Origin of the sequence: Nocardioides aquiterrae, from assembly GCF_039526625.1 — a bacterium.
GTDB classification, from domain to species: Bacteria; Actinomycetota; Actinomycetes; order Propionibacteriales; family Nocardioidaceae; genus Nocardioides; species Nocardioides aquiterrae.
Window position 1 is genome coordinate 165,902 of the sequence record NZ_BAAAJE010000007.1, and the last position, 15,434, is coordinate 181,335.

General features: G+C 72.3%; 12 protein-coding genes. 9 read left to right on the forward strand and 3 right to left on the reverse strand.

Annotated elements, in window-relative coordinates:
* Nucleotides 1-87: 87 nt before the first annotated feature.
* The 3 genes from ABD086_RS10920 to ABD086_RS10930 all read left to right on the forward strand — a co-directional run bounded on the left by ABD086_RS10920 (nt 88) and on the right by ABD086_RS10930 (nt 4,731).
* Nucleotides 88-501 (forward strand): Fur family transcriptional regulator, encoded by a 414-nt coding sequence (locus ABD086_RS10920; protein WP_343907574.1) that lies wholly within the window; start codon nt 88-90, stop codon nt 499-501.
* A gap of 60 nt (nt 502-561) precedes the next feature.
* Nucleotides 562-2,820 carry a catalase/peroxidase HPI gene (gene katG / locus ABD086_RS10925; RefSeq protein ID WP_343907556.1) on the forward strand — a complete coding sequence of 753 codons (2,259 nt, stop codon included), beginning with the start codon at nt 562-564 and terminating at the stop codon, nt 2,818-2,820.
* 228 nt (nt 2,821-3,048) lie between these two features.
* Nucleotides 3,049-4,731 (forward strand): CHAP domain-containing protein, encoded by a 1,683-nt coding sequence (locus ABD086_RS10930; RefSeq protein ID WP_343907557.1) that lies wholly within the window; start codon nt 3,049-3,051, stop codon nt 4,729-4,731.
* Nucleotides 4,732-4,744: 13 nt separating this feature from the next.
* On the opposite strand, the gene ABD086_RS10935 is transcribed toward ABD086_RS10930, so the two are convergent.
* Entirely contained in the window at nt 4,745-6,205 is a 1,461-nt protein-coding gene (locus tag ABD086_RS10935; RefSeq protein ID WP_343907558.1) for an LCP family protein, read from the reverse strand.
* Between the two features lie 45 nt (nt 6,206-6,250).
* Complete coding sequence (fadD1, locus tag ABD086_RS10940; RefSeq protein WP_343907559.1) at nt 6,251-7,840, reverse strand: fatty-acid--CoA ligase FadD1; 1,590 nt, start codon at nt 7,838-7,840, stop codon at nt 6,251-6,253.
* Nucleotides 7,841-7,893: 53 nt separating this feature from the next.
* Here fadD1 and ABD086_RS10945 point away from each other — a divergent pair, with 53 nt between their 5' ends.
* The 5 genes from ABD086_RS10945 to ABD086_RS10965 are packed head-to-tail and all read left to right on the forward strand — an operon-like array spanning nt 7,894 to nt 12,778.
* A complete protein-coding gene (locus ABD086_RS10945) occupies nt 7,894-9,114 on the forward strand; it encodes a hypothetical protein (protein ID WP_343907560.1) in 1,221 nt (406 codons plus the stop codon).
* A 22-nt stretch (nt 9,115-9,136) separates the two neighbouring features.
* Complete coding sequence (locus tag ABD086_RS10950) at nt 9,137-9,748, forward strand: sulfite oxidase-like oxidoreductase (protein WP_343907561.1); 612 nt, start codon at nt 9,137-9,139, stop codon at nt 9,746-9,748.
* Between the two features lies 1 nt (nt 9,749).
* The gene (locus tag ABD086_RS10955; RefSeq protein ID WP_343907562.1) at nt 9,750-10,463 is read left to right on the forward strand and encodes an FAD-binding oxidoreductase; all 714 of its coding nucleotides are present in this window, start codon (nt 9,750-9,752) and stop codon (nt 10,461-10,463) included.
* The gene (locus tag ABD086_RS10960) at nt 10,460-11,053 is read left to right on the forward strand and encodes a LysR family substrate-binding domain-containing protein (protein WP_343907563.1); all 594 of its coding nucleotides are present in this window, start codon (nt 10,460-10,462) and stop codon (nt 11,051-11,053) included. Before ABD086_RS10955 ends, ABD086_RS10960 begins: the two co-directional genes overlap by 4 nt.
* A gap of 45 nt (nt 11,054-11,098) precedes the next feature.
* Nucleotides 11,099-12,778 carry a BCCT family transporter gene (locus tag ABD086_RS10965; RefSeq protein ID WP_343907564.1) on the forward strand — a complete coding sequence of 560 codons (1,680 nt, stop codon included), beginning with the start codon at nt 11,099-11,101 and terminating at the stop codon, nt 12,776-12,778.
* A gap of 1 nt (nt 12,779) precedes the next feature.
* On the opposite strand, the gene ABD086_RS10970 is transcribed toward ABD086_RS10965, so the two are convergent.
* A complete protein-coding gene (locus ABD086_RS10970) occupies nt 12,780-14,216 on the reverse strand; it encodes a GuaB1 family IMP dehydrogenase-related protein (RefSeq protein ID WP_343907565.1) in 1,437 nt (478 codons plus the stop codon).
* A gap of 24 nt (nt 14,217-14,240) precedes the next feature.
* Here ABD086_RS10970 and galK point away from each other — a divergent pair, with 24 nt between their 5' ends.
* Complete coding sequence (galK, locus tag ABD086_RS10975; RefSeq protein WP_343907566.1) at nt 14,241-15,395, forward strand: galactokinase; 1,155 nt, start codon at nt 14,241-14,243, stop codon at nt 15,393-15,395.
* The last annotated feature ends 39 nt before the right edge of the window (nt 15,396-15,434 follow it).

The window sequence follows — 15,434 nt, forward strand, 5'->3', positions numbered from 1 at the left end:
GCCGCCCGCTGGAGTTCGCGGCGTACTTCCCGGCGCGTTGATCTTGAATGATTCAAGAAAGTGCGCAAGGGTGAGGCCGTGCCCACGATGCCGGACCTCGAGCGGATGCTCCGCGAGGCGGACCTGCGCGTGACCCGTCCCCGGGTCGCGGTGCTCGGCGCGGTCCACCGGCTGCCCCACGCCGACACCGAGTCGATCATCGGCGCCGCCCGCGCCGAGCTCGCGGACGTCTCGCACCAGGCGGTGTACGACGTCCTCCGCGCGCTCAGCGGCGCCGGGCTGGTGCGTCGCATCCAGCCGTCCGGGGCGGTCGCCCGGTACGAGGCGCGCGTGGGCGACAACCACCACCACGTGGTGTGCCGCTCCTGCGGGGCGATCGCCGACGTCGACTGCGCCGTCGGCCACACCCCGTGCCTGACCGCGTCCGAGGACCACGGCTTCACGATCGACGAGGCCGAGGTCGTCTACTGGGGCCGGTGCCCCGACTGCTCACCGCAATGACCCCCTGATCTCCCCCGATGACCCCCTGATGAACCCCGTTGGAAGGAAGCGCGAGAACCCATGACCGAGAGCAACGACCCGCAGGGCGTGGAGCGGAAGGCCGAGGCCGGCTGCCCCGTCATGCACGACTCCGCCGCCGCGCACGGCAGCGAGAGCGAGAACCCCGCCATCGACTCGCCGACCCCGAAGACGGGCGGCCGGCCGCACACCAACAAGGACTGGTGGCCCAACCAGCTCGACCTCTCGGTGCTCCACAAGAACGGCCCGCAGGCCAGCCCGCTGGGGCCCGACTTCAGCTACGCGGAGGAGTTCGAGAAGCTCGACCTCGCCGAGCTGCGCCGTGACATCGTCCAGGTGCTCAACACCTCGCAGGACTGGTGGCCGGCGGACTTCGGGCACTACGGCGGCCTGTTCATCCGGATGAGCTGGCACGCCGCCGGCACCTACCGGATCCACGACGGCCGCGGCGGCGCGGGTGAGGGCGCCCAGCGCTTCGCACCGCTCAACAGCTGGCCGGACAACGCCAATCTGGACAAGGCGCGGCGGCTGCTGTGGCCGGTCAAGCAGAAGTACGGCCAGAAGCTCTCCTGGGCCGACCTGCTCGTGTACGCCGGCAACGTGGCACTCGAGGACATGGGCTTCTCGACGTTCGGGTTCGGCTTCGGCCGTCCGGACATCTGGGAGCCCGAGGAGATCTACTGGGGTCCGGAGGATACCTGGCTCGGCGACGAGCGCTACAGCGGCGAGCGCGACCTCTCCGACCCGCTCGGCGCGGTCCAGATGGGCCTGATCTACGTCAACCCCGAAGGCCCGAACGGCAACCCGGACCCGGTGGCGTCCGCCCGCGACATCCGCGCCACGTTCGCCCGGATGGCGATGAACGACGAGGAGACGGTCGCGCTGATCGCCGGCGGCCACACGTTCGGCAAGACGCACGGCGCCGGCGACGCCGACCTGGTCGGCCCCGAGCCGGAGGGCGCCCCGATCGAGGAGCAGGGCCTGGGCTGGCGCAGCTCGTTCGGGTCCGGCAAGGGCGCCGACACGATCACCTCGGGCCTGGAGGTCACGTGGACCACGACGCCGACCCGCTGGAGCAACGACTTCTTCAAGCTCCTCTTCGGCTACGAGTGGGAGCTCACCAAGAGCCCGGCCGGCGCGAACCAGTGGGTCGCGAAGGACGCGGACGACATCATCCCCGGCCCGACGCCGGACTCGCCGAAGCGCAAGCCGACCATGCTCACCAGTGACCTCGCGCTCCGCTTCGACCCGGAGTACGAGAAGATCTCGCGGCGGTTCCTGGAGAACCCGAACGAGTTCGCGCTGGCGTTCGCCAAGGCCTGGTACAAGCTGCTGCACCGCGACATGGGTCCGGTGTCGCGCTACCTCGGTCCGTGGGTGCCGGAGCCGCAGCTGTGGCAGGACCCGGTGCCGGCCGTCGACCACGAGCTGGTCGGCGACGCGGACGTCGCCGCGCTGAAGGAGCAGGTGCTCGGCTCGGGCCTCTCGGTGGCCCAGCTCGTCTCGACGGCATGGGCCTCGGCCGCGACCTTCCGCTCCACCGACAAGCGCGGCGGTGCGAACGGTGCGCGCATCCGGCTCGAGCCGCAGCGCAGCTGGGCGGTCAACGAGCCGGAGCAGCTCGCGACCGTGCTGGAGACCCTCGAGGGCATCCAGCGCGAGTTCAACGAGGCCGGCGGCGCGCGGATCTCGCTCGCCGACCTGATCGTGCTCGCGGGCTCCGCGGCCGTCGAGAAGGCGGCCCGCGACGCCGGGCTCGACGTGACGGTGCCGTTCCACCCGGGCCGCACCGACGCCACGCAGGAGCAGACCGACGTCGACTCGTTCGCGGTGCTCGAGCCGCGCGCGGACGGCTTCCGCAACTACGTCCGCCCCGGCGAGAAGCTGCAGCCGGAGACGCTCCTGGTCGACCGCGCGTACATGCTCGGCCTCACCGCACCCGAGATGACCGTCCTGGTCGGCGGCATGCGGGCGCTCGGCGCGAACGCCGGTGGCGCGCAGCACGGCGTGCTCACCGACCGGGTCGGCGCGCTCACCAACGACTTCTTCGCCAACCTGCTGTCCGCCGGGACGCAGTGGAAGGCCTCGGAGGCCGAGGAGAACGTCTACGAGATCCGCGACCTGGCCAGCGGCGACCTGAAGTGGACCGCCACCGCGGTCGACCTGGTGTTCGGCTCGAACTCGCAGCTGCGGGCGCTGGCCGAGGTCTACGCCAGCGAGGACGCCCACGAGCGGTTCGCCCAGGACTTCGTCGCCGCCTGGGTCAAGGTGATGGAGCTGGACCGCTTCGACCTCGCCTGAGTCAACTGCCTCACCGAGGGCCCGGTCGCACAGCGCGGCCGGGCCCTCGCGCGTCGCAGGGGCGCGGATTGGTCACCAACCGCACGTCTGCGGGCCCAAAACGTGCGGTTGGTGACCAATCCGCACAAACCACAGCCGTGTAATTTAACTCGACACGCCGAGCGATTTCCTTGACAATTTCTGTCACAACGTTCCCACAAGCGCACATCAGTCTCTAGACTCCCACCCGTGTCGCTGCGGACCCGGCTGCTTGCGCCCCTGACCTCTGCCCTCGTGGGCGCCCTGGTCGTGGGGCTCCTCGCGCTGGCCCCGGCGCCGTCCTACGCCGGCAAGAGCGGGGCCCTGCCGCAGGCCGCGCAGGCTCACCACCGCGGCCCCGACGCGGTCTTCAAGCGCAGCTCCTACCTCTGCTACGGCTACGCCGACTGCCGGGCCAAGGGCATGGGCAACGCCGGCTACGCGCAGAACAACGACAAGATGTACTGGCGCATGTACAGCGGCCACAACTGCACGAACTACGCCGCGTACCGGATGGTCAGGAGCGGCCTGCCGAACACCCGACCGTGGTCGGGTGGCGGCAACGCCGAGTACTGGGGCACCTCCATGGCGCGCATCACCGACGACGTCCCGCGCGTCGGGGCGGTCGCGTGGTGGAAGGCCAACGCCGGTCCGGCCGGCTCGGTCGGTCACGTCGCCTACGTCGAGCAGGTGGTCTCCGCCGACGAGGTGATCGTGTCCCAGGACAGCTGGCACGGCGACTTCTCGTGGGCCGTGGTCACCCGCGCGAGCGGGAACTGGCCCAGCGGCTTCATCCACTTCAACGACCGGACGCTGACCAACCAGGACCCGCCGGTGATCGACGGCATCGCCAAGGTGGGCTCGGTGCTCAGCAGCACCGCCGGCACCTGGAAGCCGGTCGACGCGACGGTCACCTACCAGTGGTTCGGGAACGGCCAGAAGATCGCCGGCGCCACGGCACCCACGCTGCGGCTCACCCGGGCCCGGCTCGGCCAGACCGTCACCGTCACGACCACCGCGAGCAAGCTCGGCTTCCCGGCCCGCCAGGTGACCTCGGCGCCGACGGCCGCGGTCCTGCCCGGTGAGCTCAAGAACACCAGCGCCCCGGTCCTCTCCGGCGAGCCGAAGATCGACCAGACGCTCACCCTCGACACCGGCACGTGGACACCGGCCCCCGACACGCTCACGATCCAGTGGCTGGCGAACGGCCAGCCGATCGAGGGCGTGACCGGCGGCCCCACGCTGACCCTCACCCCCGACCTGGTCGGCGCCACGATCTCCGCGAACGTCACGGCGACCCGCGCCGGCTACGACCCCGTGAGTGCCGCCACCGCGCCGACCGCGCCGGTCGCGCTCGGCACCTTCACCGTGACCGCCGAGCCGCGACTGCTCGGCCTGCCGGAGATGGGCCAGGCGCTCACCGTCGACACCGGCGCCTACCGGCCGACCGCGGACACGGTGGCCGTCCAGTGGCTGCGCAACGGCGTGCCGATCGACGGCGCCACGGGTACGACGTACCAGCTGGTCAACCTCGACCTGGGCACGCGGATCTCGGCCCGCGTCACCGTCACCCGAGCGGGCTACACCGACCTGACCGTCGACTCCCCCTCGACCGGCCGGATCAAGACCAACCCGCTCATCCGGGTGCAGACCGAGCGGCTCCGGCACAAGGTGAAGGTGACCGTCCGCGTCACCGCCCCCGGCCTGGACGTCGTCGACGGCCCGGTCGTCGTCCGGCTGGCCGGGGTCGCGCAGGCGGCGACGCTGCGCAACGGCGTCGCGACGGTCGTCCTGAAGGACCTCCCGCCCGGCACGCGCACGATGACGATCCGGTACGGCGGCAGCGACACCGTCAACCGGCTGGTGGTCACCCGGCAGGTGAAGGTGCTCTGAACGCGCTCGTCGCTCAGCTCACCGGGTGGTAGCCGCAGGCGTCGTCGGTGCGGACCGCCTTGCCCGGGTCGTCCTTGGGCCCGCGGCCCGGGTGCGGCTCGAGCGCCTTCGCGACCACGGACTGCATCCACGTGTAGTCCGGGTCCCCGGAGAAGAACTCGTCGGACGTGATGAACGCGATCGACCGGATCTTCTTCTCCTTGACCTTCAGGGCCAGGTCGACGAACGCCGGCATCAGCTCGCGCGGCACGTCGGTGCGCACGATCTCCTCCCCCGCCTTGGCCAGCGCCTGGTAGCGCCGCAGCACGTTGAGCGGGTCGGCCTCCTCGATGATCGCGTTGACCATGCAGCGCTGGCGCAGCATCCGCTGGTAGTCGTCCGAGCCCCACCGGCCGCGGGAGTACCAGAGCGCGTGGAAGCCGTCGAGGTGCTGGTCGGGGCCGGGCTGGAGGTACCCGGTGGGCGGGATGCCGGCGTCGGTGTTGCCGTTGATCGCGATCGGCTCGTTGATGTTGACCGTCACGCCCCCGATCGCGTCGACCAGCTGCTGGAAGCCGAGCAGGTTGATCAGCACGTAGTAGTCGACGTGGGTGCCGAGGCTGCCCGCCACGGCCTGCTTGATCGCGTCCGCCCCCTCGTTCTCGGAGCTGCCGAGGATGTGCGGGTGCAGCGCCGGCACCTGGCCGTAGATCGCGTTGAGCATCCAGCTGCCGGGGTCGGCGTTCGGGTCGGAGCTGCGGAAGCCGTCGGGGAACGCGTCGTGCAGCGGGCTGTCCTCGGGGAACTGCGCGTTCATCATGTTGCGAGGCAGGCTGAACATCACCGACTTGCCGGTGTGCGTGTCCATGCTGAGCAGGATCACCGAGTCCGTGCGGATGCCGGTGCGCCCGATCCCGCCGTCGCCGCCGAGCAGCAGCACGTTGACCCGGTCGCGCCCGCCCCACGGGTCCGCCTCCGTCACGTCCTGGGGCACGGTCGCGGTCTGCTCGTCGTCGAAGACGGTCGCCACGAGGTGCGCCTGGGTGTTCGCGAGCCGGACGCTCTGCACGGCCGGCAGCGCGACCAGGATGCACAGCAACGCGACGACGATCCCGCCGAGGGTCTGCTCGAGCCGGCTCATCCCGCGCGGGCGCGCCATCACGTACGTCGTCACGACCGTGAATGCCCAGACCAGGAACAGCACACCGATCACGACGCCGGCGACCCGCAGCCGGGTCGGGTCGAAGGCGAAGTCGACGAAGTGGTGCCAGTCGCGCGCGTAGTACGCCAGCCCGCCGACGCCGGCGAGGAACGGCACGAGCACGAGCCAGCCGAGCCGCCGCCGCGTCCAGAGGTAGCCCGCCCCGGGCAGGACGGCGCCGAGCAGCATCACGCAGAGCGCTCCGGCCAGCGTCCGCGCGCGCCGGAACCTGCGCGCCGGGCGCGGCGCACGATGGCGCGCCTCGGGCGCGATCGTCCCTGTCGACGTCGCCATGCGCACCCTCCCGCCGCCGATTCCCGGCAGTGAGAGTACCGGCGGCTAGGCCGGAATCGTGACTTCGCGCACGTACGCCGTGCCTCGCGCCTCCCGCACCCAGAGCTGCCCGTCGCCCGCGGTGGGCCCCTGCGCGGCGAGCTCGCGCTTGAGGACCTTGTTGGTCGCGGTGCTCGGCAGGTCCGGCGCGAGGCGCACGAACCGGGGCCACGCGTTCGGGGAGAGGTCGGGTTGGGTGGCCAGGAACCGCTCCAGCTCGACCGGCTCGAGCGTCGCCCCGTCCTGCAGCACCATCGCGGCCATCACCTGGTCGCCGACCTGCTCGTCGGGGACCGCGTAGACGGCGACCCGGTTCACCACGGGCAGCCGCTGGAGGACCCGCTCGATCGGCGCCGCCGCCAGGTTCTCCCCGTCGACCCGCATCCAGTCCGCCGTCCGGCCGGCGAGGTAGATCCAGCCGTCCGCGTCGCGGTACGCGAGGTCGCCCGACCAGTACATCCCGTGCCGCATCCGCTCGTCGTTCGCGGCCTGGTCGTTGTAGTAGCCGCTGAAGTAGCCGGCGCCGGTGGTGTTGACCAGCTCCCCCACCGCCCGGTCGGCGTTCACGAGCCGGCCGTCGGCGTCGAACTCGGCGACCTCGCACTCGGCCACCGTCTCGGCGTCGTAGATCGCGACACCGTCGAAGCCCTTGCCGATCGACCCCGGCGGCGTACCCGGCTCGCGGGTGATGATCACGGCCAGCTCGGTCGAGCCGAACCCGTCCCACACGGCGCAGCCGAACCGGCGCGAGAACTCGTCGATGTCGCGGTCGCTGGCTTCGTTGCCGAACGCGACGCGCAGCGTGTTGTCGGCGTCGTCGGGCTGCTCGGGCGTGGCGAGGACGTACGCGAGCGGCTTGCCGACGTAGTTCATGTACGTGACGCCGTACCGCCGCACGTCGGCGAGGAAGCCGGACGCGCTGAACCTCGCGGGCACGATCGTGGCCCCGGCGCACACCGCCGGGCTCCAGCCCGCGACCACGGCGTTGGAGTGGAACAGCGGCATGGCGACGTAGCAGACGTCGTCGGGGCCCAGCTCGAACCGGCCCTGCAGGTTCAGCCCGGAGAAGAGCACCATCAGGTGGTTGACCTGCACGGCCTTGGGGTCGCCGCTGGTGCCGGACGTGAAGATCATCATGAAGGTGTCCGTCGCGCCGACCTCGCGGTACGGCGTCAGCGGGCCCGCGCCCGCGACCAGCGCGGCCCACTCCTCGGTCGAGGTGTCGAGGACGCGCACGCCGTCGAGGTCCAGGCCGTCGAGCAGCGGCCGGTGCTCGGCGTCGGTCACCAGCAGCTGGCACTCCGCCCGGCGGACGTCCCCCACCAGGCCCGCTCCCCTGCGGGTCGTGTTGATGCCGCACAGCGTGAAGCCGCCGAGCGCGCCGGCGGCCATCATCGCGAGCATGTCCGGGGAGTTCCCCAGCAGGGTGCCCACGTGCATCGGCCGGTCCCGGTCGGCGAGGCCGAGCAGCGCGGCCGCCACCGCCGAGGCGTCCGCGACGTGCTCGCGCCAGGTCCAGGACCGGTCGCCCTGCCGGATCGCGGCGGAGTCGTCGTGGGCGCGCTCGCGCAGCAGCTGCTGAAGGGTCTCGGCCACGAAGGCTATCCTGCAACACGTTCTACTTTCGTGCACCGGATCGCAGGAGAGACATGCCGAGCACCTACGCCAGCCTGAGCCGGGCCGAGTTGGCGGTCCTGGTGCCGGAGCTGCTCCTGATCGGCCAGCTGATCGACCGCTCCGGCATGGCCTGGTGCATCGCGGCGTGGGGCCGCGAGGAGATGGCTCGGGTGGCGATCGAGGAGTGGGCCGGCGCCAGCCCGGTCTACACCCGGCGCATGCAGCGCGCGCTGCGCTACGAGGGCACCGACGTGGTCACGATCTTCAAGGGGCTCCAGCTCGACATCGGCGCTCCCCCGCAGTTCATGGACTTCCGGTACGACGTGCAGGACCCCTGGCACGGCACGTTCCACCTCGACCACTGCGGCGCGCTGATGGACGTCGAGCCGATGGGCGAGGCGTACGTGCGGTCGATGTGCCACGACATCGAGGACCCGACGTTCGACGCGACCGCGGTGGCGACCAACCCGAAGGCGCAGGTCCGGCCGGTGCACCGCCCGCCACGCAGTGCCGACGAGCTGGCCGCCGACCGGCACCCGCACTGCGCGTGGACGGTCACCATCGACGAGACGCACCCGGAAGTCGACCCGCTCCCGGCGTACCACGTGATCGCGCGGACGAACGCCGCCCGCCTCGAGCTCGACCCGATCGATCCCGCCGGGGAGGGCGCGGCCGACTACTCCGGCCCCCTGGTCTCGGACGTCGACTTCGCGGCGTTCTCGCACTCGGCGCTGGTGCGGATCGCCGACGAGGTGTGCCTGCAGATGCACCTGCTCAGCCTGTCGTTCGGGCACGCGGTCCGGCAGCGCGCGGCCTCGGACGAGGAGGCCACCGAGCTCGTCACCAAGCAGCTCGTCGGCGTCGCCGGCATCGCCGCCGAGCGGATCGCGCGAGCGCTCGGGACGGACGCCCTGCGCACCCTGGAGCTGCACCCGCTGCTCAACCCCGCGGCGTACGTCGACGCGAGGGTGGCCGGCGACGCGCTGACCGTGCGGCCCTCGCCGGCCTGGGAGGACGCCGCCTGGATCACCCTGTGCGGCCCCGGCCGCGAGCGGCCGCTGCAGGCGATCCTGCGCGCGGTCGACCCGCACCTCGACGTGGAGGTCACGGGGTCGCCGGAGCGCTGGACGGCCACTGTCGTCCGCCGTGACCAGCCGGCGCCGGAGGCCGAGGAGGTCGCGGTGACCCGGTTCAGCACCGGCTCGTCGTTCGCGTTCGAGCCGCGGCGGTCGCTCCCGATCACGCCCGTGTGAATCCCTCGGCAATACTGGGCGAGTGCCCGTCACCCGCGGCTTCTTCGGCAAGAAGCGACCCGAGCGCCCCGACCGGCTGCCCCCGGGGCAGTACGACACCGGCAGCTCCTGGCCGACGCTGACCGCGGAGGCGACCCCGCGGCTCGACGTGGAGAGCTGGACGATGACCGTCGACGGCCTGGTCGGCCGCCCGCACAGCTGGACGTGGCGCGAGATCCACGCACTGCCGGAGTCGACGTACGTCGGTGACATCCACTGCGTGACGACCTGGTCGAAGTTCGACATGACGTTCCGGGGGGTCAGCGTCGACACGCTCCTCGAGGTGGCGGTGCCGCTGCCCGAGGCGAAGTACGTGATGGCGCACTCGACGACCGGCTACACCACGAACCTGCCGCTCGCGGACGTCACCGGAGGCAAGGCCTGGGTCGTGTGGGAGGTCGACGGCAAGCCGCTGCCGACCGGCCACGGCGGCCCGGTGCGGCTGCTGGTCCCCCACCTGTACTTCTGGAAGTCCGCGAAGTGGGTCACCCGGCTGGAGCTGATGGAGCGCGACCGGCCGGGGTTCTGGGAGCAGAACGGCTACCACGACCGCGGCGACCCCTGGCTCGAGCAGCGCTATCAAGGAGATCCGTAACGTGGCTCCAGCCCCGGCCGGCGGCTGGACCACCGGCACGATCATCGAGCTCGACCACCCCACCGACCGGCTGGTGCGGCTGCGCCTCCACGTCGACGACCGGGTCGACCACCTGGCGGGCCAGCACTACGTCGTCCGGCTGCGCGCCCCCGACGACTACACCGCGCAGCGGTCCTACTCGATCGCGTCCGACCCCGACGACCCGCTGCTCGAGCTGATGGTGGAGTGCCTGCCCGGCGGCGAGGTGTCCGGGTTCCTCCACGACGTGGCCGAGGTCGGCGACGTGCTGGAGCTGCGCGGCCCGATCGGCGGCTGGTTCGTCTGGGAGGGCGACGTGCCCGCCGTGTGCGTGGCGGGCGGGTCCGGCGTGGTGCCGGTCGTCGCGATGACCCGGGTCGCCCGCCGGCTGGGCCTCCAGGACCGCCTCAAGGTCGTGGTGGTCGCCCGCACCTGGGACGAGCTCCCGTACGCCGCCGAGCTGCAGCGCTACGGCGCGTTCGTCGCGCTGACCCGGGAGAACCTTGCCCTCGCGGGAGGGGGCGACCGGGTCGCGGCGCCGCCGTACCCCGACGAGATGAGGGCGTACGTCGCCGGCGCGGAGCGGGCGTACGTGTGCGGGTCGGTGGGGTTCGCGTCGTACGCCACCCGGCTGCTGCAGGAGTGCGGCGTCGTCGCGGACACGATCCGCGTCGAGCAGTTCGGGGAGACCGGGTGAGCGCCGCCTTCGGACACTTCCGGGTCGGCTTCGTCACCGGAGCCACCCCCGACAAGTGGGCGCGGGCCTGGCGCGACCGGTACTCCCGCGACCCGCTCGAGCTGGTCCCCCTCGACGAGGAGGAGCAGGAGGACCGGGTGCGCGCCGGCACCCTCGACATGGCGCTCGTCCGCCTGCCGGTGGACCGCGAGGGGCTGCACCTGATCCCGCTGTACGAGGAGCTCCCGGTCGCCGTGATGGGCACCGAGCACGTCCTGACGCTCGCGGACGAGGTGACGACGTCCGACCTGGTCGACGAGCAGCTGGTGATCCCGGAGCGCTCGGGCTGGACGCCGACCGCGGACCAGCTCGCCTGGCCGCCGATGTCGGTCAAGGACGCGGTCGAGGTGGTCGCGAGTGGCACCGGCGTCGCCGTCGTGCCGATGTCGATCGCCCGGCTGCACCACCGCCGCGACGTCACGCACCGGGTGGTGACCGACCTCCCGACCACCACCGTGGGCCTGGCCTGGCTGGTCGAGAACGACGACCCATGGGTGCAGCGGTTCATCGGCATCGTGCGCGGCCGGACCGAGCGCAGCTCGCGCGGGTGAGCCGACTCACGGGTACTCACCCCTGAGGGTGGGTACCCGTCCGCGGTGAGCACCTTGCACCGACCCCCCGCAGACCCGATCCCCCACCCCGCGCTCGACCACCACGTCGACGAGGCGACACCGGAGCGTGGCCTGGACAAGGTCGTCTTCGGCGTGACCGCCGCGGTCTCACTCCTGTTCCTCGTGTGGGGATTCCTGAGCACCGACTCGCTGGCCACCGCCTCCGGCAACGCCCTCTCGTGGGTGATGCGCGACACCGGCTGGCTGTTCGTCACTACGGCGAGCGCGTTCGTGGTGTTCGTGATCTGGCTGGCCGCCAGCCGGTTCGGCAACATCCCACTCGGCCGCGACGACGAGGAGCCGGAGTTCCGGACCGTCTCCTGGGTGGCGATGATGTTCAGCGCCGGCATGGGGATCGGGCTGATGTTCTACGGCGTCAGCGAGCCGATCACCCACTTCGCGACGCCCCCGCCGGGCACCGGCCCGGAGAACAACCCGGAGGCCACGCAGCACGCGATGGCCACCACGCTCTTCCACTGGACCCTGCACCCCTGGGCGATCTACGCCGTCGTCGGCCTCGCGATCGCCTACGGCGTCTACCGCAAGGGTCGGCTGCAGCTGATCTCCGCGGCGTTCGAGCCGCTGCTCGGCCGGCGCGCGCACGGCGCCTGGGGCAAGGTCATCGACATGCTGGCCATCTTCGCCACGCTGTTCGGATCCGCGGCCTCCCTGGGCCTCGGTGCTCTCCAGATCCAGAGCGGCCTGGAGATCGTCGGCGGCATCGGCCGCGTCGGCAACGGTGTCCTCGTCGGGATCATCGCCGTCCTCACGGCGGCGTTCATCCTGTCCGCGGTGTCCGGGGTCGCCCGGGGCATCCAGTGGCTCTCGAACATCAACATGGTGCTGGCGATCGCCCTCGCGCTGTTCGTCTTCGTGCTCGGGCCCACCGTCTTCATCCTCAACCTGGTGCCGACCTCGATCGGCAGCTACGTCGGCGACCTGGCGATGATGTCCGCGCGCACCGGCGCCGAGGGCTCCGAGACGAGCACCTGGCTGCAGTCCTGGACGGTCTTCTACTGGGCGTGGTGGATCTCCTGGACGCCGTTCGTGGGCATGTTCATCGCCCGCATCTCGCGCGGCCGCACCGTCCGGCAGTTCGTCACCGGCGTGCTGCTGGTCCCGAGCCTGGTCAGCCTGGTGTGGTTCTGCATCTTCGGTGGCGCGGCGATCGACCTGCAGCAGTCCGGCACGGACATCGCCGGCGCCGGCGGCATCGAGTCGCAGCTGTTCACGACGCTGGAGTCGTTCCCGCTCTCCACGGTCGCGGGCGTGGTCGTGATGCTGCTGGTCGCGATTTTCTTCGTGTCCGGGGCCGACGCGGCGTCGATCGTGATGGGCACGCTCTCCGAGCGCGGGACCCAGGACCCGAGCCGCGGGACGGTGATCTTCTGGGGCGTCGCCACCGGTGCGGTCGCCGCCGTGATGCTGCTCGTCGGCGGCCAGGACGCGCTCACCGGCCTGCAGACGATCACGATCGTGGCGGCGCTGCCGTTCGTCGTCGTGATGGTCGGACTGGCGGTATCGCTCGTGAAGGACCTGCGCAGCGACCCGATGATGGTGCGCCGCCGGTACGCCGAGGAGGCGGTCGAGGCGGCCGTCATCGCGGGCGTGACCGAGCACGGCGACGACTTCGTCATCGCCGTCGACCGCGACCCGGAGGCCTGAGCTACCAGCTCGTGTCGAGCGGCCGGCCCTCGTGGAACCCGGCCGCCGACTGGACGCCGACGACCGCCCGCTCGTGGAGCTCCGCGAGCGAGGCGGCGCCGGCGTACGTGCAGGCCGAGCGGACGCCGGAGCAGATCTGGTCGACGAGGTCCTCGACGCCCGGCCGGGCCGGGTCGAGGTACATCCGCGAGGAGGAGATGCCCTCCTCGTACAGGCCCTTGCGGGCGCGGTCGTACGCCGACTCCCCGCTGGTCCGGTTGGCGACCGCGCGGGCCGAGGCCATGCCGAAGGACACCTTGTAGGCGCGTCCGTCAGAGTCGAGCATCAGGTCGCCCGGCGACTCGTGGGTGCCGGCGAACCACGAGCCGATCATCACCGCGGACGCACCGGCGGCGAGCGCGAGCGCGACGTCGCGCGGGTGCCGGACGCCGCCGTCGGCCCAGACGTGCTTGCCGAGCCCGGCGGCCGCCTCGGCGCACTCCAGGACGGCCGAGAACTGCGGCCGGCCGACGCCGGTCATCATCCGGGTGGTGCACATGGCGCCCGGGCCGACGCCGACCTTGACGATGTCGGCGCCCGCCTCGATCAGCGCGCGGGTGCCCTCGGCGGACACGACGTTGCCGGCCACGACGGGCACCTGCGGGTCCAGCCCCCGGATGGCGGCGAGGGCCTCGAGCATCCGCTCCTGGTGGCCGTGGGCGGTGTCGACGACCAGGCAGTCCACGCCGGCGTCGAGCAGCTCCTTCGCCTTCGGCACCACCTCGCCGGTCACGCCGACCGCGGCGGCGACGCGCAGGCCGCCGTGCGCATCGACGGCCGGGTCGTAGAGCGTGGCGCGCAGGGCACCGGTGCGGGTCAGGACCCCGAGCAGCCGGCCGTCGCCGTCCACCGCGACCGCGAGGCTCGCGTGCGCGGCGTCGAGCCGGTCGAACGCCTCGCGCGGGTCGGCGTCCTCCTGCAGGAGCACCGCGATCGGCTGCATGACGTGCTGGACCTGCGCGAACCGGTCCACCTCCACGCAGTCGGCCTCGGACACGACGCCGAGCGGCCGGCCGTCCCTCACGACCACGGCCGCGCGGTGCGCGCGCTTGGGGATGAGCGCGAGCGCCTCGGCGACCGTCTGGTGCGGCTCCAGCTCGATCGGGGTGTCGAAGACCAGGTGCCGCGACTTGACGAACGCGATCACGTCGGCGACGACGGCGGCCGGGATGTCCTGCGGGATCACCGCGAGGCCGCCGCGACGGGCGATGGTCTCGGCCATCCGCTTGCCGGCGATCGCGGTCATGTTGGCGACGACCAGCGGCAGGGTGGCACCGGTGCCGTCGCTGGTGGCCAGGTCGACGTCGTACCGGCTGGCGACCGCGGACTGCCGCGGGACCATGAAGACGTCGTCGTAGGTCAGGTCGTGGGGCGGCGGAGACGCGTCGAGGAACTGCACGTCGCACCAGTCTAGGTTTGTCCGGTGCCATTCGTCGCATCCGGAGACCCGGGGTCCCTGTCCGCTGCTGCCGCGACCGCGTTCCGGTCGGCGTACGGCGCCGACCCCGCCGTGGTCGGCCGGGCGCCCGGGCGGGTGAACCTGATCGGCGAGCACACCGACTACAACGGCGGGCTGGTGCTCCCGGTGGCGCTCCCCCACGCGACGTACGCCGCCATGTCGCCGCGGAACGACGACGTGGTGCGGATCGCGAGCGTCGAGGAGTCGACGCCCTGGGAGGGCACGCTGGCGTCGCTCTCGTCGGCATCGGGGTGGGCGGCGTACGCCGCCGGTGTGCTGTGGGCGCTGCGGTCGGCCGGGGTCCCGGTGCCGGGCGTCGACGTGCTGGTGCACGGAACGGTGCCGCTGGGCGCGGGCCTCTCGTCGTCGGCGGCACTCGAGTGCGCGGTGGCGGTGGCGGCGTGCGCGGTGGCGGGCGTCTCGCTGGACCGGGCGCTGGTCGTCGACGCGTGCATCCGGGCGGAGACCGAGGTCGCCGGCGCCCCGACCGGCGGGATGGACCAGACCGTGGCGATGCTCGCCTCGCCGGGGGCGGCGCTGCTCATCGACTTCACCTCCGGCGCGTCGTCGGACGTGCCGCTGCCCCTCGCCGACGTCGCGCTGCTGGTCACCGACACCCGGGTGACGCACGCGCTGAACGACGGCGGGTACGCCGCCCGGCGGGCGGACTGCGAGCAGGCCGCGGCCGAGCTCGGCGTACCGACGCTCCGTTCGGCGTCGCTGTCCGTCCTCGCGTCGATCACCGACGAGCGGGTGCGGCGCCGCGCGCGGCACGTCGTCACCGAGATCGCGCGGGTCTCGGACGTGGTCGCCGCGCTGGCCACCGGGTCGTGGTCGGCGGTCGGCGCGCTCTTCGCCGCGTCGCACGCCTCGATGCGCGACGACTTCGAGATCTCCTGCCCCGAGCTCGACCTGGCGGTCTCCACCGCGGTCGCCGCCGGCGCCATCGGCGCCCGGATGACCGGCGGCGGGTTCGGCGGCTCGTCCATCGCCGTCGTCCCGTCCGCCGACGTCGACGACGTCGCCGACGCCATCGACGCCGCCTTCGCCGCCGCCGGCTTCCGGGCGCCGCAGCACCTGGTCGCCGAGCCGTCGGGCGCCGCCGGGGTCGTCCCCTAGGTGCGCGGATTGGTCACCAACCGCACGTTTTGGGCCCGA

What these genes read in the sequence shown, in the direction of transcription:
- ABD086_RS10935 (WP_343907558.1), bottom strand. Translation starts at nt 6,205, where the DNA reads ATGGCGACGTCGACAGGGACGATCGCGCCCGAGGCGCGCCATCGTGCG.
- katG (WP_343907556.1), top strand. Translation starts at nt 562, where the DNA reads ATGACCGAGAGCAACGACCCGCAGGGCGTGGAGCGGAAGGCCGAGGCC.
- ABD086_RS10945 (WP_343907560.1), top strand. Translation starts at nt 7,894, where the DNA reads ATGCCGAGCACCTACGCCAGCCTGAGCCGGGCCGAGTTGGCGGTCCTG.
- ABD086_RS10920 (WP_343907574.1), top strand. Translation starts at nt 88, where the DNA reads ATGCCGGACCTCGAGCGGATGCTCCGCGAGGCGGACCTGCGCGTGACC.